The sequence below is a fragment of the Devosia marina genome (genome assembly GCF_009758415.1).
GTDB lineage: Bacteria > Pseudomonadota > Alphaproteobacteria > Rhizobiales > Devosiaceae > Devosia > Devosia marina.
In genome coordinates this window covers 137,246-162,056 of sequence record NZ_WQRF01000001.1, presented here as the reverse complement: position 1 = coordinate 162,056, position 24,811 = coordinate 137,246, and the positions used below count along the sequence as shown (strand labels likewise).

The 24,811-nt window shown below is 61.8% G+C and carries 20 protein-coding genes; 11 read left to right on the top strand and 9 right to left on the bottom strand.

Going from position 1 to position 24,811, the window contains the following annotated elements; all coding sequences use genetic code 11:
• Window positions 1-77: 77 nt before the first annotated feature.
• The 3 genes from GO014_RS00775 to ybaK all read left to right on the top strand — a co-directional run bounded on the left by GO014_RS00775 (window position 78) and on the right by ybaK (window position 4,059).
• Window positions 78-2,174 carry a bifunctional rhamnulose-1-phosphate aldolase/short-chain dehydrogenase gene (locus GO014_RS00775; RefSeq protein WP_157288730.1) on the top strand — a complete coding sequence of 699 codons (2,097 nt, stop codon included), beginning with the start codon at window positions 78-80 and terminating at the stop codon, window positions 2,172-2,174.
• Window positions 2,175-2,183: 9 nt separating this feature from the next.
• Window positions 2,184-3,473, top strand: a complete 1,290-nt coding sequence (gene rhaI / locus GO014_RS00770) for an L-rhamnose catabolism isomerase (RefSeq protein ID WP_157288729.1) — start codon at window positions 2,184-2,186, stop codon at window positions 3,471-3,473.
• 112 nt (window positions 3,474-3,585) lie between these two features.
• Window positions 3,586-4,059: a Cys-tRNA(Pro) deacylase gene (gene ybaK, locus GO014_RS00765; protein ID WP_157288728.1), complete on the top strand. Its 474-nt coding sequence runs from the start codon at window positions 3,586-3,588 to the stop codon at window positions 4,057-4,059.
• Between the two features lie 218 nt (window positions 4,060-4,277).
• On the opposite strand, the gene GO014_RS00760 is transcribed toward ybaK, so the two are convergent.
• The 4 genes from GO014_RS00760 to GO014_RS00745 form a co-directional block, all read right to left on the bottom strand.
• Complete coding sequence (locus tag GO014_RS00760; RefSeq protein ID WP_116589666.1) at window positions 4,278-4,424, bottom strand: DUF1127 domain-containing protein; 147 nt, start codon at window positions 4,422-4,424, stop codon at window positions 4,278-4,280.
• A 262-nt stretch (window positions 4,425-4,686) separates the two neighbouring features.
• Window positions 4,687-4,818 carry a cytochrome bd-I oxidase subunit CydX gene (cydX, locus tag GO014_RS00755; protein WP_104891603.1) on the bottom strand — a complete coding sequence of 44 codons (132 nt, stop codon included), beginning with the start codon at window positions 4,816-4,818 and terminating at the stop codon, window positions 4,687-4,689.
• 9 nt (window positions 4,819-4,827) lie between these two features.
• The gene (cydB, locus tag GO014_RS00750; RefSeq protein WP_343030693.1) at window positions 4,828-5,973 is read right to left on the bottom strand and encodes a cytochrome d ubiquinol oxidase subunit II; all 1,146 of its coding nucleotides are present in this window, start codon (window positions 5,971-5,973) and stop codon (window positions 4,828-4,830) included.
• Window positions 5,970-7,562 (bottom strand): cytochrome ubiquinol oxidase subunit I, encoded by a 1,593-nt coding sequence (locus GO014_RS00745; RefSeq protein WP_343030831.1) that lies wholly within the window; start codon window positions 7,560-7,562, stop codon window positions 5,970-5,972. Before GO014_RS00745 ends, cydB begins: the two co-directional genes overlap by 4 nt.
• Window positions 7,563-7,738: 176 nt before the next feature.
• Here GO014_RS00745 and cydD point away from each other — a divergent pair, with 176 nt between their 5' ends.
• Together cydD and cydC are read left to right on the top strand one after the other, a co-directional pair.
• On the top strand, window positions 7,739-9,463 hold the full coding sequence (gene cydD, locus GO014_RS00740; RefSeq protein WP_343030692.1) for a thiol reductant ABC exporter subunit CydD: 1,725 nt from the start codon (window positions 7,739-7,741) through the stop codon (window positions 9,461-9,463).
• On the top strand, window positions 9,460-11,112 hold the full coding sequence (gene cydC, locus GO014_RS00735) for a thiol reductant ABC exporter subunit CydC (RefSeq protein ID WP_157288726.1): 1,653 nt from the start codon (window positions 9,460-9,462) through the stop codon (window positions 11,110-11,112). The genes cydD and cydC overlap by 4 nt, the downstream gene beginning before the upstream one ends.
• On the opposite strand, the gene GO014_RS00730 is transcribed toward cydC, so the two are convergent.
• On the bottom strand, window positions 11,109-11,831 hold the full coding sequence (locus GO014_RS00730; RefSeq protein WP_116589662.1) for a Crp/Fnr family transcriptional regulator: 723 nt from the start codon (window positions 11,829-11,831) through the stop codon (window positions 11,109-11,111). The genes cydC and GO014_RS00730 overlap by 4 nt on opposite strands.
• A gap of 185 nt (window positions 11,832-12,016) precedes the next feature.
• Here GO014_RS00730 and GO014_RS00725 point away from each other — a divergent pair, with 185 nt between their 5' ends.
• The 4 genes from GO014_RS00725 to GO014_RS00710 all read left to right on the top strand — a co-directional run bounded on the left by GO014_RS00725 (window position 12,017) and on the right by GO014_RS00710 (window position 15,185).
• Complete coding sequence (locus GO014_RS00725; protein WP_157288725.1) at window positions 12,017-12,241, top strand: hypothetical protein; 225 nt, start codon at window positions 12,017-12,019, stop codon at window positions 12,239-12,241.
• Between the two features lie 67 nt (window positions 12,242-12,308).
• Window positions 12,309-14,570: a heavy metal translocating P-type ATPase gene (locus tag GO014_RS00720; RefSeq protein WP_179952898.1), complete on the top strand. Its 2,262-nt coding sequence runs from the start codon at window positions 12,309-12,311 to the stop codon at window positions 14,568-14,570.
• Entirely contained in the window at window positions 14,567-14,983 is a 417-nt protein-coding gene (cueR, locus tag GO014_RS00715) for a Cu(I)-responsive transcriptional regulator (RefSeq protein ID WP_157288724.1), read from the top strand. Before GO014_RS00720 ends, cueR begins: the two co-directional genes overlap by 4 nt.
• Window position 14,984: 1 nt before the next feature.
• Window positions 14,985-15,185, top strand: a complete 201-nt coding sequence (locus tag GO014_RS00710; protein WP_157288723.1) for a heavy-metal-associated domain-containing protein — start codon at window positions 14,985-14,987, stop codon at window positions 15,183-15,185.
• A 287-nt stretch (window positions 15,186-15,472) separates the two neighbouring features.
• Here the strand turns inward: GO014_RS00710 and GO014_RS00705 are convergent, their stop codons facing one another.
• The 3 genes from GO014_RS00705 to GO014_RS00695 all read right to left on the bottom strand — a co-directional run bounded on the left by GO014_RS00705 (window position 15,473) and on the right by GO014_RS00695 (window position 19,042).
• Entirely contained in the window at window positions 15,473-16,414 is a 942-nt protein-coding gene (locus GO014_RS00705; protein WP_207785274.1) for a substrate-binding domain-containing protein, read from the bottom strand.
• A gap of 77 nt (window positions 16,415-16,491) precedes the next feature.
• Window positions 16,492-17,520, bottom strand: a complete 1,029-nt coding sequence (locus GO014_RS00700; protein WP_157288722.1) for an ABC transporter permease — start codon at window positions 17,518-17,520, stop codon at window positions 16,492-16,494.
• On the bottom strand, window positions 17,501-19,042 hold the full coding sequence (locus tag GO014_RS00695; RefSeq protein WP_157288721.1) for a sugar ABC transporter ATP-binding protein: 1,542 nt from the start codon (window positions 19,040-19,042) through the stop codon (window positions 17,501-17,503). Before GO014_RS00695 ends, GO014_RS00700 begins: the two co-directional genes overlap by 20 nt.
• A 210-nt stretch (window positions 19,043-19,252) precedes the next feature.
• On the opposite strand from GO014_RS00695, the gene GO014_RS00690 reads away from it, so the two are divergent.
• Window positions 19,253-20,275 (top strand): LacI family DNA-binding transcriptional regulator, encoded by a 1,023-nt coding sequence (locus tag GO014_RS00690; protein ID WP_425482047.1) that lies wholly within the window; start codon window positions 19,253-19,255, stop codon window positions 20,273-20,275.
• 3 nt (window positions 20,276-20,278) lie between these two features.
• Here the strand turns inward: GO014_RS00690 and GO014_RS00685 are convergent, their stop codons facing one another.
• Window positions 20,279-21,304 (bottom strand): LacI family transcriptional regulator, encoded by a 1,026-nt coding sequence (locus tag GO014_RS00685; RefSeq protein WP_157288720.1) that lies wholly within the window; start codon window positions 21,302-21,304, stop codon window positions 20,279-20,281.
• Between the two features lie 253 nt (window positions 21,305-21,557).
• On the opposite strand from GO014_RS00685, the gene GO014_RS00680 reads away from it, so the two are divergent.
• Window positions 21,558-24,788, top strand: coding sequence for an alpha-mannosidase (locus GO014_RS00680; RefSeq protein ID WP_157288719.1), 3,231 nt, complete (start codon window positions 21,558-21,560; stop codon window positions 24,786-24,788).
• The last annotated feature ends 23 nt before the right edge of the window (window positions 24,789-24,811 follow it).

Below are 24,811 nucleotides of genomic sequence, written 5' to 3'. Positions count from 1 at the left end.
TCTGATTGACTTTGTGGATCGTTCTATGGCCATCTCCGGCCAACCCAGTCTGTTGCCCTAACTTTGGGAGGAATCCTATGTCCACCGCGCCAAAGCGCCTTGAAAACAAGTGGGACGACGCCAAGGCCGCGTCCATGAGCGAGCCGGAACGTCTTGTCTACCGGTCCAATCTGCTCGGGTCCGACAAGCGCGTCACCAATTATGGCGGCGGCAACACCTCCTCCAAGATCTGGCAAAAAGATCCGCTGACCGGCGAAGAAGTCGAAGTTCTGTGGGTCAAAGGGTCGGGCGGCGACAATGCCTCGATCAAGCTCGATGGCTTTGCCACCCTTTATATGGACAAGCTGCGCGCGCTGAAGGGTCTCTATCGCGGCGTGGATTATGAAGACGAGATGGTTGGCTACCTGCCCCACGCCACCTTCAACCTCAACCCGCGCGCGTCCTCCATCGATACCCCGCTCCATGCCTATGTGAACCGGCCTTATGTCGATCACATGCACCCGGACGCGATTATCGCCATCGCGGCCTCGAAGAACTCGAAAGAGCTGACCCAGCAGATTTTTGGCGACAAGATCGGCTGGCTGCCATGGAAGAAGCCCGGCTTCGAGCTGGGCCTGTGGCTGGAAAAATTCTGCCTCGAAAACCCCGACGCCGAAGGCGTGGTGCTCGAAAGCCATGGCTTGTTCACCTGGGGCAATACGCCCAAGGAATGTTACGAGACCACGATCCGCATCATCAATCAGGCGATCGAGTGGTTTGAAAAGCAAACCGAGGGCAAGACCATTTTCGGTGGCGCTGCCACCCAGTCCCTGCCGGCAGAGGAACGCCGGGCCATTGCCGCCCGCCTGATGCCCAAGATCCGCGGCTTCATCTCGGAAGACAGTCACAAGCTGGGTCATTTCGACGATAGCGACGCCGTGCTCGAATTCGTCAATTCCAACAATCTGCGTCCGTTGGCGGCGCTGGGCACCTCCTGCCCCGACCACTTCCTGCGCACCAAGATCCGGCCGCTGGTGATCGACTTCGATCCTGCAAACCCCGATGTTGATGCTGTCATCGAGGGTCTGGCTGACCAGATCGCCGCCTATCGCGTCGACTACCAAGCCTATTACGATCGCTGCAAGCACGACAACTCGCCAGCCGTGCGCGACCCCAATGCCGTGGTCTACCTGATCCCGGGCGTTGGCATGATCACCTTCGCCAAGGACAAGGCCACCGCCCGCATTTCGGGCGAGTTCTATGTCAACGCCATCAACGTGATGCGCGGCGCTTCAACCGTCTCCGAATATCAGGGCCTGCCTGAACAGGAAGCCTTCGATATCGAATACTGGCTGCTCGAAGAGGCCAAGCTGGCCCGCATGCCCAAGCCAAAGTCCCTGGCCGGCAAGATTGCCCTGGTCACCGGCGGCGCGGGCGGCATCGGCAAGGCCACGGCCGCGCGTCTCCTGCGCGAAGGCGCTTGTGTTGTGCTGGCCGATATCGATCAAGGCGCGCTGGACAATGCGACCGAAGAGCTGACCGGTGTGTTCGGCAAGGACTTTGTCCGTCCGGTGAACATCAATGTGACCAGGGAAGAGCAGATCATTTCCGGCTTCGCCCATGCCGTGGTCGAATTCGGTGGCTTGGACATTCTCGTCTCGAACGCTGGTCTTGCCTCCTCGGCGCCGATTGAAGAAACCTCCCTCGACCTGTGGAACAAGAACATGGACATCCTGTCCACGGGCTATTTCCTGGTCAGCCGCGAAGCTTTCAAGATTTTCCGCGCGCAGAAGATCGGCGGCAATGTCGTCTTCGTGGCTTCCAAGAACGGCCTTGCCGCGTCGCCCAATGCCGCCGCCTATTGCACCGCCAAGGCTGCCGAAATCCATCTCGCCCGCTGCCTGGCGCTGGAAGGGGCGGAAGCGCAGATCCGCGTCAATGTGGTCAATCCCGATGCCGTCTTGCGCGGCTCCAAGATCTGGGCCGGCGAATGGCTTGAGCAGCGCGCTTCGACCTACAAGACCGACAAGGATGGCTTGGAGGAAATGTACCGTCAGCGCTCCATGCTCAAGCGCTCGGTATTCCCCGAGGATATTGCCGAGGCCATCTACTTCTTCGCCTCGGAAGCCTCGGCCAAGTCCACCGGCAACATCATCAATGTCGACGCGGGCAACGCCCAGTCGTTCCCGCGCTAAGGTGCAGCCATGAGTGACCACATAATCGACCCGTCCGTTGTCGAAGCCGAAAACGCCAAGCGTGCGGCTGACCTCAATGTTGACTATGACACCCTTGGTGAGCGTCTCGACCGGCGCGGCATTGCTATCGACGACATCAAGGAAAAGCTCGCAGGCTTCTCGGTCGCCGTCCCATCGTGGGGCGTCGGCACGGGCGGCACCCGCTTTGCCCGCTTCCCGGGCAAAGGCGAGCCACGCGACATTTTCGACAAGATCGAAGATTGCGCCGTCATTGCCCAACTGACCCAGGCGACTGATACGGTCTCGCTGCACATTCCGTGGGACAAGGCCGACCCGAACCGTTTGAAGCAGGCCGCGAGCCGCTTTGATCTTGGCTTTGATGCGATGAACTCCAACACGTTCGCGGACGCCAAGGGGCAGATGCAGAGCTACAAGTTCGGCTCGCTTTCGGCCGCCGACAAGGCCACGCGCGATCAGGCCATCGAGCATAATCTGGAATGCATCGAGATCGGCAAGACCATCGGTTCCAAGGCCCTGACGGTCTGGATCGGCGACGGCTCGAACTTCCCCGGTCAGGTCAATTTCGCCAACCAGTTCGAACACTATCTGGACTCGATGAAGTCCATTTATGCGGCGCTGCCGGATGACTGGCGCGTCTATACCGAACACAAGATGTACGAGCCGGCGTTCTACTCGACGGTCGTGCAGGATTGGGGCACCAACTACATCATCGCCAAGGAGCTGGGCGACAAGGCCTTTTGCCTGGTCGATCTCGGCCACCATGCGCCCAACGTCAATATCGAAATGATCGTCTCGCGCCTGGCCCAGTTCGGCAAGCTCGGCGGCTTCCATTTCAATGACAGCAAGTATGGTGACGACGATCTCGACGCCGGCTCGATCGATCCCTACCGCCTGTTCCTGGTGTTCAATGAACTGGTCGATATCGAAAGCCGCGACGCCGATTTCCACCCGGCGCATATGCTGGACCAGAGCCACAACGTCACCGATCCGATCGAATCGCTGATGCTTTCGGCCGCCGATGTGCAGCGCGCCTATGCCCAGGCTCTGCTGGTCGACCGTAAGGCCCTCAAGGCCGCGCAGGAAGGCAATGATGCCCTGGCCGCCACCCAGGAGTTGCGTAACGCCTATCGCACCGACGTTGAGCCGATCCTGGCCATGGCGCGTATGGAACTTGGCGGCGCGATTGATCTGCTCGGCACCTACCGGGCCTCGGGCTATCGCGCCAAGGTCGCCGAAATCCGTCCCGAAATCGCGGCCGGATCCAGCGGCATCGTCTAGGGTCAGGTTCAACACAGATTTTCCGCGGCACCTCCCCGCCAAGGAAAACGGAAGGCCCGGTGCGCAAGCGCCGGGCCTTTTGCTTTTCGTTTCGGGGCGCTAGAACCTTTTCATGTCGAAGACCACGCCCGCCACGCTGGCGCTGACCAAGGCCGGCTTTTCATTCAGTCTCGCGCACTACGATTACGACCCCAATGCCGAGCGGGTCGGGTTGCAGGCGGCCGAGGCGATGGGCGTTTCTCCCGCTGAAGTGTTCAAGACGCTGATGGCCGAGCTTGATGGCAAGCCGGTCTGCGTCATCGTGCCGTCGGATGAAGAAGTGAACATGAAGAAGCTGGCGGCGGCGCTGGGCGGCAAGTCGGCGCAGATGATGAAGCCGGCCAATGCCGAGCGCCTGACCGGCTACAAGGTGGGCGGCATCAGCCCGCTGGGCCAGCGCAAACTCGTGCCGACAGCGCTGGACGAACTGGCCACGCTCCATGATGCAATCTTCCTCAATGGCGGGCAAAGGGGATTGCAGATCAAGATGAGGCCCGAGGATCTGGTCGCGGTGTTGGGGTGTGTCGTAGCCGACCTGGTGCGGTAACGCCGCCAGGCCCGTCACCGCCGGCTAAGCCGTCGGCCTCTTCCCCAAGGGAAAGATGACGAAGGCAGGCGCTGCAGCGACACTGCCCTTTAAGGGGGAGAGGTCGGCCGAAGGCCTGAGGAGCCTTTTCTGTTCCAGAAACGACAAAAGGCGCCCGGGAGGACGCCTTCATCGGATGACCTGGAGGTCAATGCCGCCTTAGGGGCGACAATCGCGGATTAGTTCACGTAGGTGCCGCGAGCGATGGCGCGGATATCACCCCTGGTGATGCCGAGGTCGTGCAGCTGACGGGCGTCGAGGCTGTTCAGCTCGCGCATGGTGCGCTGGTACTTGGCAAAGTCGGCGATCTTCTTGGCAATGTTCATTTCGGTTTCCCCTTCGTTTGATGACCCTTATCTAGATCACTCCGGTCGTGATTAGTAGGTGGTCATTCTGCACATCCGTTATGCACCTAATGCAAACGAAACAGGCAAAGCTGTCGCAATCACGCCCCGACTGCGGCGGCATTGTGGCAGCACGACGCTCTCACCTGAGACATCAAGTCACTGAATTTTCATAACAAAACCGGACCCGCGGTCATGCGGATCCGGCTTCTGGTTTTTTGACCAGTTGGTCAACAGCCATGCGTCAGCGGGTAGCAGTTTCCCGGCCCTGCTCACGAGCGATGCGTCGATCCTCGCGCATTTCGAACCACATGGCATTGAGAATGCCGAAGGTGCACGCCAGGCCGAGCCCCAGTATCCAGGAAAAATACCACATCTTGTTCTCCTAATAGGCGTTGGGGTTCTTCGAGAGGCTTTCAGTGGTCACCGTGCCGCGCATGACCCGGAACACCCAGGCGGTGTAAAGGATAATGAGGGGCAAAAAGACCACCGTAGCCAGCAGCATGATGAACAGCGTCAGATGGCTCGAGGAGGCATCCCACAGGGTCAGGCCTGCATTGGGCATGGACGATGACGGCAGGAAGAACGGGAAGATCGATACACCCGCCGTAGAGACAATGCCGAAAATGCCGGCGCTGCTGCCGAGATAGGCCAGCCAGCGATAGCGGCCCATCAGGCCCAGCGTGGCCAGGGCCATGCCGGCAAAGCCGATGACCGGCGCCGCGATCATCCAGGGATAAAGGCCATAATTGCGCAGCCAACCGCCCTGAACAAGTTCGACCGTCTTGCCCAGCGGATTGATTGGCGCATTGGGGTCGATCGTGCTGGTCACAACATAACCGTTCATCAGGGCCACCCAGATGCCGCCAATGGCAAACAGGGCGATGGTGGCGATGCCGGACAGGGTGCCAAGCTGGCGCGCCCGCGCGGCAATCGGGCCGGTGGTCCGCCCCGTGATCAGGGTTGCGCCATGAGTCACGATCATGCCCAGGCTGACCAAACCTGCCAGCAGGGCAAAAGGCATCAGCAATTGGAAGAAATTGCCGGTGTAGAAGATGCGCAGACTGTCGTCGAAGTGGAAGGGCGCACCCAACAGCACATTGCCCACGGCCACGCCCATGATCAGCGCCGGCACGAAGCCACCGACGAACAGGGCCCAGTCCCAGGTTGTCCGCCAGCGCGGGTCACTGACCTTGCCGCGGAACTTGAAGCCAACGGGCCGCAGGATCAGCGCCAGCAGGATCACGATCATGGCGAGGTAGAAGCCCGAAAAGCTCACCGCATAGAGCGGCGGGAAGGCAGCAAAGATCGCCCCGCCCCCGAGCACCAGCCAGACCTGGTTGCCTTCCCAGGTCGGGCCGATCAGGTTGAGCAGCACGCGCCGCTCTTCATCGGTCCTGGCAACGAAGGGCAACAGCGCCCCGACGCCCAGGTCGCGCCCGCCCATGATGGCAAAGCCGATCAGCAGCACACCCAGCAGCAGCCACCAGATGAGCCGCAGCGTTTCGTAGTCGAGAGGGATGGTACTCACGAGCCAAGTTCCTTGGTTGCAGGGGTGGCAGGCAGGGTGGTGATGACGAAATCGTCCTCATCATCATTGGTGAACAGCTTCTCCTTGGGGCCGGCCTTGATGATGCGCACCATGAGCATGACCATGATGACCAGCAGCACCGTGTAAAGCAGTACGAAGAAGGTCAGCGACAGGACCAGGTCCATGACCTGCAGGCCAGAAGCTGCATAGAAGGTGGGCAGCACACCTTCCACCACCCAGGGCTGTCGTCCGAACTCGGCAATGAACCAGCCGCTTTCGATGGCAATCCAGGGCGTGGGCAAGAGGAACACCGTGAACCACAGTAGCGGCTTGTTGGTGTCGATCCAGCCGCGCGACGCGCGGTAGAACCAGAGCCCGAAGAAGGCGATGAAGAAGAAGCCTAGCCCCATCATGATGCGGAAGGTCCAGAACAGCGGCCAGACATCGGGCACGGTGTCCTCGGCTGCCTGGACAATTTCCTCGTCCGTGGCGTTCTGCACATCGTCCCGATAGCGCTTGAGCAGCAGGCCATAGCCAAGGTCTGGCCAGGTCTCCTCGAACACGGCACGCGCTTCGGCATTGCTGCCGTCGGCGCGGATCTGCTTGAGCGCCTCATAGGCGACCATGCCAGAGCGGATACGGTCCTGCGCCCGGTCGACCAGTTCGTGGATACCCGGCAATTCCTTATCGAGCGAGCGCGTGGTGATGAGACCCCCAACCCACGGCACGGAGAGCGACCAGACCGGTTCGCCGTCTTCGCCGGGAATGGCCAGAATGGTCCATGGCGCCGGTGCCGGCTCGGTGTGGAATGCCGCTTCGAGCGCCGAGACCTTCATGATCTGGTGTTCGGTCGCCACATAACCGCTTTCGTCACCCAGCACGACGACCGAAAGGGCTGAGGCCAGGCCGAAGCTGGCGGCAACGACGGCCGAGCGCTTGGCCATTTCGACATGCTTTCCCTTGACCAGGAACAGCGCCGAAATCGAGAGCACGAATATGGCGCCGCAGACATAGCCGGCGCTGACCGTGTGCACGAATTTGGCCTGGGCCACCGAATTGAAGATCACCGCCATGAAGTCGGTGATTTCCATGCGCATGGTGTCGGGGTTGAACTTGGCGCCAACCGGGTTCTGCATCCAGCCATTGGCAATCAGGATCCAGAGCGCGGAAAAATTGGCGCCGAAAGCGACGAGCCAGGTGACAACCAGGTGCCCCACCTTGCTCAGCCGGTCCCAGCCGAAGAAAAACAGGCCCACGAAGGTGGCTTCGAGGAAGAAGGCCATCAGGCCCTCAATGGCCAGCGGCGCCCCGAACACGTCGCCCACATAGTGGCTGTAATAGCTCCAATTCATGCCGAACTGGAATTCCATGACAATGCCAGTGGCCACGCCCATGGCAAAATTGACGCCGAACAGGGTTCCCCAGAACAGGGTAGCCTTGCGCCAGACGTCACGCCCGGTCATCACATAGACACTCTCCATGATGGCCATCATGAAAGAGAGCCCCAGGGTCAAGGGCACAAAGATGAAGTGATACATCGCGGTAGCGGCAAATTGCCAGCGCGAGAGGTCGACGACGAGCATGTCTATCATGGCACGTTCTATCTCTCCGGTTGCGACGGCCAGAGTCGGGGCCGTCTGGTGCCCCCTTGCTTAGCGCAGCCAGACTGACCGCCGCATTGATTCAGATCAAGGTGCTTGGCTGGCTGCCGCGCTAGGGTAAAAGGTACCCACTTCACCATTCGGATCGCAGGTCTATTCACCCGGTGTCAGCCCAGAAGAACAAGACTAAAGCCAAGGCGCTCGACGGCCTGACCCGCAAGGGTGGCGCTGCCCTCCTCATTGCCATCGCGGCGCCCCTGGCTGGTGGCTTGTTGCTGGTCTGGCAGGCCTGGACGCTGGCCGATGTGCTGGGCCGCGCCATCGAGATGGGCGAGCCGGCGGCGGCGCTGGTGCCACCAGTTGCGCTCATCCTCGGCCTGTTGCTGATGCGAGCACTGTTGGGCGCGCTGGGCGAGCAGGCCGGGCTGATCGGTGCCGAGGCCATCAAGTCACATCTGCGGCGCGGCCTCATGGTGCAATTGCTGGCGCGCTCACCGCGCGCCACGGACACCGCGCCCTCCGGCATCGCGGCCGCAGCGATAGTCGACCAGGTGGATGCGCTCGAGGGCTATTTCGCGCGCTATCTGCCCGCCGCGATGCAGGCGGCGCTGCTGCCGCTGATCTTCGGCGCCATCATCCTGCCGCTCGACTGGGTCGCTGGCGTGCTGTTTCTCGTGACCGCACCGCTCATTCCGGTGTTCATGGCGCTGGTGGGCTGGGGCGCCCAGCTTGCCACCGACCGGCAGGCGCGAGCGCTCAGCCATCTCTCCGGCCGCTTTGCCGACCGGCTGCGGGGCCTGCTGACGCTGAAACTGTTCGGGCGGGAAGCGGCCGAGACCGCAGGAATCATCGACGCCAGCGAGGCGCTGCGGCTGCGCACGCTCAAGGTGCTGCGCATTGCCTTTTTGTCATCGGCGGTGCTGGAGTTTTTCGCGGCGCTCGGGGTGGCCGGCATTGCCCTATATGTGGGTCTGACCTTCATTGATTATCTGCAATTGCGCTCCAGCCCGCTGACCTTGCAATTGGGCATGTTCCTGCTGCTGATGGCACCCGAGGTGTATAATCCGTTGCGCCTGTTCGCTTCGCATTATCACGACCGCGACACGGCCCGGTCAGCCATGCTGGAGATCGAGCGGCAGCTCGGCAACCCGGCGGCGGAAGCGTCGCCCTTGGATGACATTGCCCCGCGCCCGGGTCCGGCCCTTGCCCTGCGCCTTACCGGCGTCACCCTGCGCACACCAGATCGGATGGCCAGCGTCGCGCTCGACCTGTCACTCGATGTGCCCGCCGGCCAGACCATCGCGCTGCTCGGCCCCAGCGGCTCCGGCAAATCAACCCTGCTCGAGGCCATTGTAGGGCTGCGCGAGCATACGGGCGAGATTCTGCTCGATGGCCGCCCGCTTGGGCAATGGCCGGAGGCCGAGCTGCGGGCCCGCAGCTTCCTGTTGACGCAGAAGCCGCGCATCATTCACGCGAGTCTGGCCCACAACATCGCCATGGCCAGCCCCGGCGCGACACGGCAGGCAATCGAGAGCGCCGCCGAGCGCGCCCTGGTGACCGATTTTGCCCTCGGCCTGCCCGAGGGGCTGGATACGCTGGTGGGTGAAGATGGCATCGGGCTTTCGGGCGGGCAGGCGCAGCGCGTCGCGCTGGCGCGCCTGTTCCTGCGCGATCCGGGGCTTATCCTGCTCGACGAGCCAACCGCGCATCTCGATGCCAATATGGAGCAGGAAATCGCCACCAACCTTCTGGCCTATGCCAAAGGCCGCACCATGGTGATCGCCACCCATTCCGAGGCCCTGGCCGCGCGCATGGAAAAGGCCTATCGGCTCACCGGCGGAGACCTCTTTGCCACCCCGCTGCCCAGGACGAAGCGAGGTGTCGCATGAAGGCGCTGCTGACCTTCCTGCCCCTGTTCCGGCAGCGCAGCGGAGCGCTGCTGCTGGCGCTGATCCTGTCGCTGGCCACGCTGCTGGCCGGGGTTTCGCTACTGGGCACCTCGGGCTGGTTCATCACCGCGACAGCGCTGACCACCGCCGGGCTGGGTTTCAACCTGTTCGTGCCCTCGGCCATGGTGCGCGGGCTGTCATTCATCCGCATCCTGGCGCGCTATGGCGAGCGGCTGGTGGGCCACAATGCCACGCTCAGATTGCTGTCCGACCTGCGCGGCTGGCTGTTTGCCCGGCTGTTCCCGCGCCTGCCCCTGCCCGACCGCTCGCTGCGCCATGGCGATCTGGTGTCGCGGCTGACCGCCGATATCGATGCGCTGGACACGGCCTTCCTGGTCGCCATCGGGCCGCTGGCTGCGGCAATGGTGGTCGGTACGGCAATGACGGTCATTCTGGCGATATTCCTCCCCGGTGCTGCCCTGCCCTATGGCCTGGCGCTGGCGCTGGCGGGGTTGGCCGTGCCCACAACAATGGTCCTGCTGGGCCGCAAGGCCGGGCGCGACAGTGTTGCGGCCCGGGCCGACCTGCGCATGGAGGTGCTTGATGGGATCAATGGCCATGCGGACCTGATCCTGCTCGGCGCGCTGGGCAATGCTGCCGGAAAGTTCGAGGCCGCGGGCCAGCATGCTTCCCGCCTGCATCTGCGTCTGGGGGCCATCACCAGCCTTGGCGGGCTAACGGTCCAGATGCTGGCGGCCGGCGCGTTGATCGGCACGCTCTGGGCCGGGCTGGTGGCACTGGAGGCCGGCCAGATCGATGGCCCGCTAATGGCCGGCCTGTTGCTGGCCGTGCTGGGCAGCTTCGAGGTCACGAGCCTGATTGTGCGCAGCACCAGCAAAGCTACACAGGCCATGGCCGCTGCCGAGCGCCTGGTGGCGCTGGCCGAGTTGCCGCCGACGGTGGCGGAACCGGCCGCGCCCCTGGCCATCCCCGGCAATGCGCCAATCCGCTTCGAAGCGGTGAGCTTTGGCTATCCCGGCCTGCCCCCGGTGCTGCATGATATTTCTTTCACTGTCGCCCCCGGCGAGCGGCTGGCCATTGCCGGGCCCAGTGGCGGCGGCAAGACCACCCTGTTGCGGCTCCTGCTGCGCTTTGCCGATCCCCAGGCCGGTGGCATCCGCATCGGCGAAAGCGCCCTGCCCGCTTTTCGCAGCGATGACATTCACCGACACATGGCCCTGCTCAGCCAGGACAGCCCGGTGTTTATCGATACGATCCGCAACAATCTGCTGATTGGCCGCGCCGATGCGAGCGAAGAAGAGCTCTGGGCCGCCCTGGGCAAGGCCCAGCTCGCGCAGCATGTCAGCGCCCTCCCCAAGGGTCTCGACACATTGGTCGGGGAAGCTGGCCGCACCTTGTCGGCCGGTCAGGCCCGGCGGCTGTGCTTGGCACGTGCGCTGTTGTCAAATGCCCCGGTGCTGCTGCTCGATGAGCCGACCAATGCGCTCGACCGGGAGACCGAGGAAGCGTTTTTCAAGGTCCTCGCCAGCGCCTCGCAGGGCCGCACGGTGATCATGGTCACCCATGCCGCCATTCCGGAGGGCACTGTGGATCGGGTTCTCACGCTGGACAATGGAAGACTGGATTAGCCGCAGCGTAGCCTGAGCCGTGCCAGGTCGGGCACGGATATCTGGCGGAAATTGACGATGCCAATGACGCCGTCGGCCTTGAGCCGGCTGATCTGGCGGCTGACCGTTTCCACGGTCAGGCCAAGGAAATCGCTAATATCGGCCCGGCTCAGGGGGAGGTCGAAGCTCGTTTCCGGCGCATCGTCAGTCGGGTCCATATGGGTGGCGATCAGGTAAAGAAAGCTTGCCACCTTCTCGGCTGCGGTCTTGCGCCCCAGCGTCACCATCCAGTCGCGCGCCTCATCGAGTTCGCGCAGGGCCTGCATCATCACCCGGTGTTCCAGCGGCGCACTGCGAGACAGCAGCTCTTCCAGCGCGGGCTTGGGGATCACACAGAGATCGACGTCCGAAGCCGCCTCGGCGGTCACCCGGCTTTCCGTGGCAAAGGGACGACCGAGCAGGTCGGGCGCGAACTGCAGCCCCACAACCTGTTGGCGGCCATCCTCGAGCACCTTGGACAGTTTGATCACGCCCCGCAGCACGCTGGCATAGCTGGCGATCGGCATGGCATCGGCCATCAGTTCCTCGCCGGCATCCTTGTGTACACGGCGGGTGGATTTTGCCAACGCGGTAAGTTCTTCGCCGCTCAGCGCCCCACAAATTCCCTGGTGCCGCGCCTCACAACTCTGGCAAAGAACCGGAATTTCCGAATTGTGGATATCCTTGCGAACCGTCTGCATAGTCATGCTCCTGACACCGCAAGAAATAGGTTTGTCCCGAGTCCAGTATAAGACGCAAGAATGTCGCTGTGCCAACAGGTCGCAGACGGTTTCTCTTTGCGCAACAAGAATGAAGTGAGCGCCAAAAGATTGCACCCGGGCGCCGGGCATGTCTCAATGTGGAAGGTTTGGAAACGGAAGCAAAAATGCGCGTCAATGTTTTCATCTCGGAGAGCATCGGTGGCGAGCCGCCTCAATTGCTGATTCTGTCCCTTGAGCCAGAAGCGGCCATACCGCACCGTCTGCAACATCTTGAATGGCGCCACTTCGCCACCACCATGACCGACGACAAGCTTCTTGGCGCCTCATCGGCTCAAGTTGAGTCGGCCCTTGCCAAGGATGGCTACGCATTGGTCTCTCCCACCGGGTAACAGACATGCCGCCCTTGACCTTACCATGATGGGAAGGTCTATATGGTTGTGGACGAGGTGAAAGACCATGAACGAACACGTCCACAAAAACTCCAAATCTTCTGCCGTTTCGCTCGACATTGCCGGCATGACCTGCGCGTCCTGCGTCAATCGCGTGGAAAAGGCCCTGCTCAAGGTGCCCGGCGTCGAAACCGCTGCCGTCAACCTGGCAACCGAGCGCGCCACCATTGCCGGCGGCAATGTCGATGCGCTGCTCAAGGCGGTCGAGAAGGTCGGCTACAAGGCCAGCCTGCGCCAGCCCGATGCGCCGGCGCATGACCATATGCACCATCACGATGAAGATGCCGCCATTCTCAAGCGCGATGTCATCATTGCCGCCATCCCGACCCTTCCGCTGTTCCTGATCGAGATGATCGGACACGTCCACCTGCCCTTCCACATGTGGGTGATGTCCATCGTTCCGACGCAAACGCTGTGGGTCGCTTATTTCGCACTGGCCAGCTTTGTGCTGTTCGTACCGGGCCTGCGTTTCTTCAAAATCGGCTTCCCGGCGCTTTTCCGCGGCGCACCGGAGATGAACTCGTTGGTGGCGCTGGGGGCCGGAGCCGCCTGGCTTTATTCCAGCGTCGTGACCTTCGCCCCACAATTGGTGCCGGCTGAAACCCGCTATGTCTATTTCGAGGCGGCCGCTGTCATTGTCACGCTGATCCTGGTCGGGCGCTGGCTCGAAGCAATCGCCAAGGGCCGCACCGGAGAGGCGATCAGCCAGTTGGTGCAGCAACAGGCCAAAACCGCGCGGATCGAACGCGATGGGAAGACTGTCGAAGTACCAGTCGAAGAAGTTCGGGTCGGCGATATCGTCGTGGTGCGTCCGGGCGAGAAGATTGCCGTGGATGGTGAGATCGTCGAGGGCGAAAGCCATATCGATGAATCGATGATCTCGGGAGAACCCCTGCCCGTCTCCAAGACCGTGGGCGCCAGCGTCGTCGGCGGTACGCTCAACACGTCAGGCAGCTTCAACTTCCGTGCCACCAAGGTGGGGGCCGACACCATGCTGGCCCATATCATCCGCATGGTGGAGGATGCGCAGGCCGGCAAGCTGCCGATCCAGGCTATTGTCGACCGGATTACCGCGGTGTTCGTCCCGATCGTGATCGGCCTGGCCATCCTCACCGCCATCGTCTGGTTCTGGCTCGGTCCCGATCCCGCGCTGACCTATGCGCTGGTCAATGCCGTCGCCGTCCTCATAATCGCCTGCCCCTGTGCCATGGGCCTTGCGACCCCCATGTCGATCATGGTGGGCACGGGCCGCGCCGCCCAGCTCGGCGTGCTATTCCGCAAGGGCGAGGCATTGCAGCAGCTTCGGGACGCCGGCATTGTCGCCTTCGACAAGACCGGCACGCTAACCGAGGGCAAGCCGGCGCTGACCGATCTCATTCTCGATGACGATTTCGAGCATGACGAGGTGCTGGCGCTGGTCGCAGCGGTCGAGAGCCGGTCCGAGCATCCCATTGCTACGGCCATTGTCGCGGCCGCCGAAAAGGCCGGACTGACTCTTGGCGCGGTCACCGAATTCAGCTCGAACTCGGGTACCGGTGTCACCGCACGGGTCGATGGCCGGCTGGTTGCGGTGGGCTCGCAGCGCCATATGAGCCATCTGGATTTCTCCGATTTCTCGGAGGCGATCGACAGGCTCGCCGCGGAAGGCAAGACGCCGGTCTTTGCGGCTATCGATGACAAGCTGGCTGCCGCCATCGTGGTGGCCGACACCATCAAGCCGACCAGCAAGTCGGTCATTGAGGCCCTGCACGGCATGGGCCTGAAAACCGCGATGATCTCGGGCGATAACCGTCGGACGGCCGAGGCCATCGCCGCCCAACTCGGCATTGACGAGGTGCGGGCCGAAGTGCTGCCCGCCGACAAGGTGGAGGCCATCAAGTCGCTGCGGCAGGGCAACCGGGTCGTCGCCTATGTCGGGGACGGCATCAACGACGCGCCAGCCCTGGCCGAAGCCGATATCGGTATCGCCGTGGGATCGGGGACGGACGCGGCCATTGAAAGTGCGGACGTCGTCCTGCTCGGTGGAGATCTCAAGGGTGTGCTCAATGCCCTCACCGTCAGCCGCGCGACGCTGCGCAATATCTGGGAGAACCTGTTCTGGGCCTTTGGCTACAATGCTGTGCTGATCCCGGTGGCCGCGGGCGTGCTCTACCCCACATTCGGCATCCTGCTCTCGCCCATGATCGGGGCGGGCGCCATGGCCCTGAGCTCGGTCTTCGTTGTCGGCAATGCGCAGCGCCTGCGCGGCATAAAGGGGGTGACACCATGAATATCGGACAGGCTTCGGAGAAGTCGGGCGTCTCTGCCAAGATGATCCGCTATTATGAGCAGATCGGCCTGATTTCCCCGCCGCTGCGGACCGACAGCAATTACCGGGTCTATGGCCCCGACGAGGTGCATGTGCTGCGCTTCATCAAGCGGGCAAGGACCCTGGGTTTCTCGGTTGAGGAAACCGCGGCCCTGCTCGAGCTCTGGCAGGACCGGACCCGGGCGAGCGCGGAGGTGCGGGACATCGCCAGCAGCCACATCGTTGCGCTCGAAACCAAGATTTCCGAATTGCAGGGCATGGTGAAGACGCTCAGCCATCTGGTGCATTGCTGCGCCGGCGACAACCGCCCCGATTGCCCCATTCTCGAAGATCTGGCCGGCACACCGGCCGAACCGACATCCAAAGGACACTGAAATGGCTGAGAAAACCACCCTGACCGTCAACGACATGACCTGCAATCATTGCGTCGGCGCGATACGCGGCGCCCTCGAGGAGGCCCTGCCGGGCACGCAGGTCGAGATCGACCTGGCATCGCATAAGGTCAGCTTCACGGGCGACAAGGCCAAGGGCGAAGAGGCAATCCGCGAGGCAGGCTATACGCCCGAAGCGGCGTGATTGGTGAGCTCCAGCGGCGCCAAAGAATAGGCCGGCGCCGCCCAGAGCCCAGCGCAATAATGCGTCAGCAGCGCTGTCGTTCCCGCGGCAAGAACATCAAAGGGAAATTCTTCCGCAGCTTCAAAACTGGTGAGCCCCCGCGACGCCAAGGAAGGCGGGCATCGCCCGGAACTCGGGCGGAGAAATACCCGGATTCGCGTGTCATCCTGACGACGCGCGAATGCCTTGAAATCAAATGAAAAAGGGGCGCCATGGGCGCCCCTCAAATGCTTGTCGGTTTCGTTGGCTCAGAACGGGCTGTCCGGGAAGTAGAACTGCGCGGCGTTCTCCTGGGTTACCAGGGGCGCACCCAGAATGTATTCGCCCTGCACCGGACCATTGGAAGTGAAGTTGGCAACGGTCACGTCCATGGCCGTGGCGATCATGGCAGGCGGATAGAGCACATCGACCGGGATCAGGGTGTCGCCATCCATGATGCCCTTGATGACGTCCTTCATGCCAGCGCCACCGACGATGAACATCTCGTCTTCGCGACCAGCCTGACGCACGGCTTCCACCACGCCCATGGCAATGTCGTCGTCCTGCGCCCAGACGCCGTCGATATCGGGGAAGCGGGACAGGAAGTCCTGCATGACTTCAAAGCCGTCATCGCGGTTCCAGTTGGCGAATTCGTCATCCAGCACGTTGATGCCCGAGCCTTCGATTCCGGCCATGAAGGCGTCGAAACGTTCGGTGTCGATAACAGTCGGGATACCGCGCAGGATCACGATGTTATCGCCGTCACCCAGACGGGTCTTGAAGTACTCGGCAGAAACCGAACCCAGTTCGGTGTTGTTGCCCGCAACATAGACGTCCTGGATCGAAGCATCGGGCAGACCGCGATCGACCACGGTGATGAACGCACCCGATTCCTTGGCCTGGCGAACCGGCTCGACCAGCGGATCGGATTCGAAGGGCAGCACGACAAGCGCATGGATCTGCTGCACCGAGATCAGGTCTTCGATATCGCTGGCCTGATCGCCGGGGCTGTCGGCGGTCACGAGGGTGATTTCGATATTGTCATGCGCAGCTTCGAGACGCTTTTCAGCTTCCTGGGCGTGCCAGTTCAAACCGCCGGCCCAACCGTGGGTTGCGGCTGGAATGGAGACACCGATCCGGATCTGATCCTGTGCCACCGCTGCGCCGGCAAGGGCGGTCGTTGCCGCCAGAGCCAGGGTCAATGCCTTCATAGACATGGGTAGTCCTCCCTTAAAGTGTGGCGCCATGCGCCGGTTATGCCCGCCCCGAAAGGGCTGGGAATTCCTGGTTACTCAGCCTTCTTGGCCCGGCGGCCGGTGCGGAATGAGCCGCGCTGGAGATAGACAGCCGCCACGATGATCACGCCCTGCACCGCCCCGTTGAGGTAGTTCGAGATGATATCGGTGAGATTGAGGATGTTGCCGATGGCGGTCAGGATCAGCGCCCCGATAACAGTGCCACCGATGCGGCCATAGCCGCCCTTGAGCATGGTGCCGCCGATGATCACCGCAGCAATCGCCTCGAGTTCCCAGAGCACACCGGTGGCCGAGGAAGCCGAGCCAAGACGCGGCACATAGATGATGGTGGCGAGCGAGACGCAGAGGCCCTGCAGGATATAGGTCAGTGTCCGCACCCGGTCGACCTTGATGGCCGAGTAGCGCGCGACCTGCTCGTTGGAACCGATGGCCATGCAATAGCGGCCAAACGCCGTACGGTTCATCAACACCCAGCCGAGCAACGCTACAATGATGAAGACCCAGACCGGATAGGGCAGCCCGATGAAGCTGTCGTAGTAGACTGGTCGATAGATCTCGCGCGCACCGCGATTAAGCGACAGCGTGCCGCCATCGGCAAAGTAGGTGATCAGCGAGCGATAAATGCCCATCGTGCCCAGGGTCACGATGAAGGCTTCAATCTTCCCCTTGGTGGTGAGGAAGCCGTTGATGAAGCCGGCGCCGATCCCCAGGATCAGCGAACAGCCTATGCCCAGCAGCACCGTCCAGATCGAGGCGCCCATGCTGTCGACGGCGGCATTCATGATGATGATCATCATGCCGGCAATGAAGGCGGCCATGGAGCCAACCGAGAGGTCGATGCCGCCCGCGGTGATGACGAAGGTCGCGCCGACCGCGATAATGCCGATAAAGGCCGAGCGGGTCAGCAGGTTGGTGACATTGCCCTCGCCTAGGAAAAGCGGGTTGAGGCTATAGCCCAGGATGATCAGCAGGATCAGCGCCAGCAGCGGTCCTGCGGTCTTGAGATCGAGCCGGAAGCCCTTATGCGGTTTGCTTGCCGTATCAGGCACTGAGACGCTCATTTTCCCCACCCTGCTTGATGCCGGCCGCGTAACGCATGATCTCGGCTTCGGTTATTTCTGCGCCTTCCAGCACGCCGGCCATACGCCCCTGGCGCATGACGACAACACGATGGCTGAGGCCGATGACTTCCTGCATTTCCGAGGAGATCACGATGATCGCCTTCCCCTCGGCGGCCAGCGCCGCGATGATGTGATAGATCTGCTGTTTCGTGCCGACGTCGATGCCGCGCGTCGGTTCGTCCATGATGACGATCTCGGGATCGCTCTCCATGGTCTTGCCCAACATCAGCTTTTGCTGATTGCCGCCAGAGAGCTTGCCGACCTGTACGGAAGGATCGCGGGCGCGGATATCGAAACGGCGCACGGCGCGGTCCAGCGCCTGGGCCTCGCTGCGTCCATCGAGAAACCCCATTTTCAGGTGCTTTTTCAGGGTCAGCAAAGTCAGGTTGGGCTGGAGGCCTGCATTGAGCAGAAGCCCCCGCCCCTTTCGGTCCTTGGTCATATAGGCCAGGCCCGCCGCAACGGATTTCGAAACGTCGGAATAGTCGGCGGGCTCACCATTGACGGTGACCTCTCCGCCGGTCTTCGCGCTCAGGCCGGCGATAACTTCGGCCACAGCGGTGCGCCCGGACCCGATCAGCCCGGCAAAGCCCAGAATTTCCCCGCGCCTCAAGTCAAAAGAGATGTCCGATATGCCCGGCGCCGACAGCCCGCGCACCGAGAGCACGACTTCAGTGTCGACATCGGGCTCGCGCTTGGGCGGATAGAGATTGGACAGTTCACGACCGACCATCATCTGCGCGATGGAGTCCGGCGTCAGGTTTTCTGTGCCAACCGTAGCGATCAACTGGCCATCACGCAGCACGGTAACCCGGTCGGCCAGTTCCATGATCTCATCGAGCTTGTGGGAAATAAAGATCACCGCGACGCCCTTTGCCGTCAGGCGTCGCACCTGCTCGAACAGGGTGCGGCTCTCCGCGACGGACAGAACGGCGGTCGGCTCGTCCATGATGATGACGCGGGCATCGCGGCTGATCGCCTTGGCGATTTCGACCATCTGCTTGTCGGCCACCGACAGGGTGTTGATCCGTGCGTCCGGATCGATCGAGACATGCAGCGTATCCAGAATGGCCTTGGCCTGATCTCGCATCGCCTTGAGATCGAGAAACGGGCCCGATTTCAGCTCGCGCCCGAGAAAGATCGAGTCGGCAACCGAGAGATGCTCGGCCAGCAGCAACTCCTGATGGATCACAACAATGCCCATGGCCGCCGCTTCGCCATTGGGCGGCAGCACGACTTTCTCACCGCCATAAGTAATGCTGCCGGAGGTCGGCTGTTCAATGCCCGAAAGGATTTTGATCAGCGTGGATTTGCCAGCGCCGTTCTCACCGATAATGGCGTGAACTTCGCCGGGGCGAACATCAAAATCGATGCTGAACAGCACGGGGATTTCGCCGAAGGATTTCGAGATGCGGCTGGCCGACAGAATCGACGGCACATTTGCGTCTGGCGCTTCAGCCATATCGCGTCTCCTCCCCTGAACCCGGCACTGCTTGATGCAACGCTCGTTTGGCTATGAGTGATGATGTAAAGGTTTTCATGAACTATGTAAAGGTTTACAGTGGCCGAATTCGGTTTATCGCTGTGGGGACGCCGTAGCTAAAGCTGCGGCTTCTGCTAAAGGCGATGGTGCGTGGGGCTGTCTGGCCCGGGGCGGAGGGCGGAGAGCCAAGTGCTGCAGCAAAAGCTGGCCACAATCGAAGATGTAGCTGCGATGGCCGGCGTGTCCATCGCCACTGTCAGCCGCGCCATAAACGAACCGACCAAGGTGGCCGATGCGACGCGCCGCAGGGTCACCGACGCCATTGCCCGCACTGGCTACACCACCAATGCCATGGCCCGCTCGCTGCGCATGCGGCGCAGCAACATGATTCTGATTCTCGCTCCCGATGTCGGCGACCCGAATTTTTCCAACATCCTGGTGGGCCTAGAGACCGAAGCCAGCAAGCGCGGCTACGGCCTGTTGATCGGCAATACCCAGAACGATCCCAGCCGGGAAGCCGACTATCTGCGCTTTATCAGCTCCAACCAGGCCGACGGGCTGATCCTGTTCACCGGGCACCTGCCCTTCGGGCTCGGACAATCCCTGACCGATGCGCGACTGCCGCCGATGGTGGCGGTCAATGAACCCGTGCTGGGTCAGGACATTCCATTTGTCGGAGTGGACAATTTCGAAGGTGCGCGCATAGCCGCGGAACACCTGATCTCGCAGGGTCACCGGCGCATTGCCTTTGTCGGGCGAGCGCCCAATCGCGAGATCAACCGGTTGCGTGAAGATGGCTATCGTGCAGCGCTTGGTGGGGCCGGGATCAACATCGATCCACGCCTGATCATCGATGGGGACGGCACCACAGAGAGCGGCCGGGCGGCGGCGGAGCTGATGTTCGTGCGCGATGCCCTGCCCACGGCCTTTCTCTGTGTCAATGACGCAACCGCCATGGGCGTGATCATTTCCCTCAATGCTCGCCGCTACGACTTGCCCCGGCAATTCTCGGTGATGGGATTTGACGATATTTCCTTTGCCAGCTTCATCACCCCGTCGCTGACCACGATGAAGCAGCCCCGTCATCGCATGGGCGAGGCGGCGATGGAATTGCTGCTGACGCTGCTGGCGGGCGAAATGCCAAAGTCGCGCGAAGTGCTATTGCGTGCCGAGTTGATCCTGCGCAACTCGGTCACGCGCCCACCCGGCTAAGCCTCAGTCGCCGCTACGCCATTGCGGCTGGGGCTCCGCAAGAGTCTGCAGATCCTCGATGGGTGCACCATCGATCCGCAGGCGCAACAGCCTGGTCAGTTCGATGCCAGCGCCCAGAATATCCTCACGCACGCTGTCGAGGCGCGGAAATATGGTGGGCAGGATGCCTGAGGTCTGCTTGTAGATCAGATGCACATCCTCGCCGATCCCGACGCCAGCTTCCATCAGGCCGCCCAGCAAAGCCAGGGCCCGCATTTCGCTGTCGCAGATAACGCCGTCGGGGCGATCGGCCGACCGTGAGAGCTCAATACCCTTGGCCCGCATTTCGGCCGGGGTCAGACCGGCAGTGCGCTCCAGCAACCGGGCCTCGATACCATTGCGCGCAGCCGCCTTGTGAAAGGCGGTGACGATGTTTTGGTAGTTGGTGGTACTGTCATCCCCGATCACCAGCAGCAGTCTCCGGCAACCCTTCCCAGAAAGCCGCTCCACCGCCATGGCCGCGAAGTTCTCGGCATGAAAATCGTGGTAGGGGTGCGGGGTGAAAAACTCGGTGCGTCCGTGGCTGACGAAGGGAAAGTCAGCGTCCACCATCATCTGCACCCGAGGATCACGCGGGCCAGTATGCGTGATGATCACCCCGTCCGCAGCGCGATTTTCGAGAATGTAGCGGATGGTGTCGGGGGAATGCCGGTCGAATTCCGGCGTTACATTGAGATGGTAGGGCGTTCCCTGGAGTGCCTGGCCGATGCCCTGAATCATCTGGCGCGCGAAGTCGATGGAGTCCTCTGCACCGTCAAGCACCAGGGCCAGCACATTGGTCTTGCCAGTGCGCAGACGCACCCCCGCCCGGTCGGGCACATAGCCCAGCGCCTTGGCGGCCGCCGCGACCTTGTCACGCGTCTCCTGCTTGAGTGTCGTGCCACCCCGCAGCGAGAGCGAGACTGTCGACAGGCTCAGCCCGGTGGCCTCAGCGATGGTTTTCAGCGTAACGCGCCCCTTGGCCGTTGGCGCGGACCTGTTCTTTTGCATGCGGCAAAGTCCCCTTGCTGCTTACATAGCAGAGCAAGCCTTGTGAGTGTACCGAACTCTTCTGCAACGCTGCAACCACTGCATTTCCAGCGAAGTGAACCATAGTTTCCCACTAAAGCGCTGACACAAAATGTGAAATAGGACCGCCTTCCCGAACACCACCCGGTGTATAGCAGAAAATTGCAACGTTACACCTGTTGTGCTTAGGTGTTGCATATGTGAACGCAGGGTTCGCCGGTGTCGGAGTCAAAGGATGACCTATTCCAATCCCCTCTCGTCCAGGCTGGGGTTGCTGGACGATGATCTCAAGCAAGAGGGCAAGCTGCTGCGCCTGTGCGCGGACCTGGAAAAGAAAATCCGGACGCCCCTCAGCACTGTGCCATTCCAATGGCATGTACAGCGCGCCGATAATTTCTCCGCTGCTGACGCCCTCGCGGCCGATTGGCGCGGTTGGGAGCAGTTCGGCCGCCATTCGGTCTGGGGCAAACAACAGGAGCACACGTGGTTTGCTGCCGAGATCACCGTGCCCGAAGAGGCGCGTGGCAAGGTCTTCGTCGCCCATTTTACCAGCCAGTGGCAGGACCGCCCGGGTTCAACTGATCCGCAATGCCTTGCCTATCTCGACGGCAAGATTGCCCAGGCCCTGGACGGCAACCACACCGAACTGGTGATCGAGCGCGATGCCAAGCCAGGCAACAAGCACATCCTGCTGGTCAACGCCTTCACCTTTTTCGACCGGCCTCTGGTCGGGTTCGAGGTGGATTTCTTCATTCGCAATGAGCGGGCGGAAAAACTCTATTACGACCTGCAGACGCCGGTCGACGTCGCCATTCTGCTGCAGCAGAACGATCCGCGCCGCCACGCCATTCTCAATATCGTACAACGCGCCGTTCGGGCGCTGGACCGCCGCGACGGGCATACCGACGCCTTCGAGGCCGGCCTGCCGGAAGCCGAGAAGATTGCCCAGGAAATCTACGATCTCGTCGATACGGAGGTGCAGCCGCAGATCACCGCAGTCGGCTCGACCCATCTCGATGTGGGTTGGCTCTGGCGGGTCCTGCATACCCGCGACAAGACCGGCCGCAGCTTTGCCACGGTGCTCAACCTGATGGAGGAATATCCGCAGTTCGTCTTCATGTACAACCAGTCGGTGCTGTTCGATTTCCTCAAAAAGGACTACCCGGAAATCTGGGATCGGATGATGGCGCGGATCAAGTCCGGCCAGTTCGAGATCGAAGGCGCCATGTGGGTGGAGCCGGACGTCAATATCGCCTCGGGTGAGAGCCTTGTCCGCCAGATCATGCGTGGCCGCCGCTTCCATCTGGAGAATTTCGGCGTCGACCCCAAGACCGTGTGGCTGCCTGACACGTTCGGCTATTCGGCCAATCTGCCGCAAATCATGGACAAGTCGGGGCTCAAATATTTCGTCACGTCCAAGCTGAGCTGGAACGATACCGACCGGCACCCCTACGACACCTTCTTCTGGCGCGGCATTGACGGCACGACCACCAAAGCGCAGCTCATCACCGCGCAGAAGTATGACAGCGAGCAGATCTTCACCACCTATAATGGCGACCTCTCGGTCTCCGAGACCATGGGCGCCTGGAAGCGCTACGAGCCCAAGGCGGCCTATAACGAAGTCGTCATGTCCTATGGCTATGGCGATGGCGGCGGTGGCCCGACCCGCGCCATGATTGAACGCGGCACGCGCCTTGAACGCGGCATCCCCGGTGCGCCAAAGGTCAAGCTCGAGGGCATCGCGCCTTTCCTCGACCGCCTGGGCAAAGCCATGGATGCAGATCCTGCGCGCTTCCCGGTGTGGCATGGCGCGCTTTATCTGCAATATCACCGCGGCACCCTGACTTCTGTGGCCAAGAACAAGGCCAATAATCGCAATGCGGAGCGCCGCCTGCGCGAGCTGGAAATGCTCGGGGCCATTGCCCTGGTAACGGCTGATCACGCCTATCCCAGTCAGACTCTAGCCGAGTTCTGGGAACTAGTGCTGATCAACCAGTTCCACGATATCTTGCCCGGCACGTCGATCCCCGAGGTGTATGTCGACAGCGATGCCGAATATGGCCGCATCTTCTCGACCCTGGATTCGGCCAATGGCCCGTGGCACGCCGCGGCGCAAGCGGCCACCAAGCCTGGCGAAGAGTTGCGGCTGATCAATTTCACCAGCCAGACCCGCTCGGGTCTGGTGCATCTGGGCGCCGAAGTCCCCGAGGACGCGGCACTCGCCACCGCCTCCGGCGTCCAACCGGTGCAGAAGATCATCCGCGCCGATGGCTCGATAGATACAGTGGCGGCGGTCGACGACATGGTGCCAATGGGCTGGATCGGGGCGCAGCTCGTCCCAAGTGAAGTTGCGTCCAAGAGCAAACTTTCTGTGTCGGCAAGCCATCTTGAAAATGCGCAGATCCGCGTCGCCTTTGATGAGACGGGCGAGATCACCTCCGTTTTCGACAAGACGCGAAATCGCGAAACCCTTGCCTCTGGCGCCAAGGCCAACCGCCTGATTGCCTACGAAGACAAGCCTATGGAATGGGACGCCTGGGACATTGACCGCTACTTTGAAGAGCAGTTCTGGCCTCTGGCCGACGGCAAGGCCGATATCTCGGTGGTCGAGACCGGCCCGCGCCGCGCCGCCATCTCGGTGGTCGAGACCGGCCCGCACCGCGCCGCCATCCGTGTGGAGCGCAGCTATCAGAAGTCAAAAATCATCCAGGTCATTTCGCTGGCAGCCGGCGAACGGCAGGTCGAGTTCGACACATTTATCGACTGGCAGGAGCGCGCACAGGTCATCAAGGCGCAGTTCGGCTTCGATCTCAACACCAGCGAAATCCGCTCCGAGATCGCCTTCGGGCATGTCACGCGCCCGACCCACCGCAACACCACTTGGGACCGCGCGCGCTTTGAAGCCTCAATGCATCGTTGGGTCGATATTTCGGAAGCCGATTTCGGAATCGCCCTGCTCAATGACAGCAAATATGCCTATGACTGCCACGAGCAGTCGGTGAGGCTAACCCTGGTGCGGGGATCGAGCTTCCCCGATCCCGATGCTGATCTGGGAGAACACCGGATCCGCTATGCCATGTTCGTACACGAGGGCATCGCCGACCTGGCCGAAGTCCAACGCGCCGCAGAGCGGTTCAACAATCCGGTTGCGGTTATCGGTTCTCGCGCGGTGGCCAGCTCAATTGAGAGCGAGTTCTCCCGTTTCAGCCTCGCCTCGGTGGACGCGGCCAATGTCACCATCGAGACGATCAAGAAGGCGGAAAAGTCCGACGCCCTCGTGCTGCGCATTTTCGAGCATGCCAATATCCGGGCCGAGGCGACAATCCGCTTTGGCTTGCCAGTCAAATCGGCGCGTATCGTCAATCTGATGGAAGAAGATGAAACGCAACCGCTTGAGGTCAACGACAACAGCGTCACGCTCAAGTTGCGGCCGTTCGAAATCGCGACCCTGATGATCGAGACCTGAGGCGGCGAAACTGTCAGATGCAG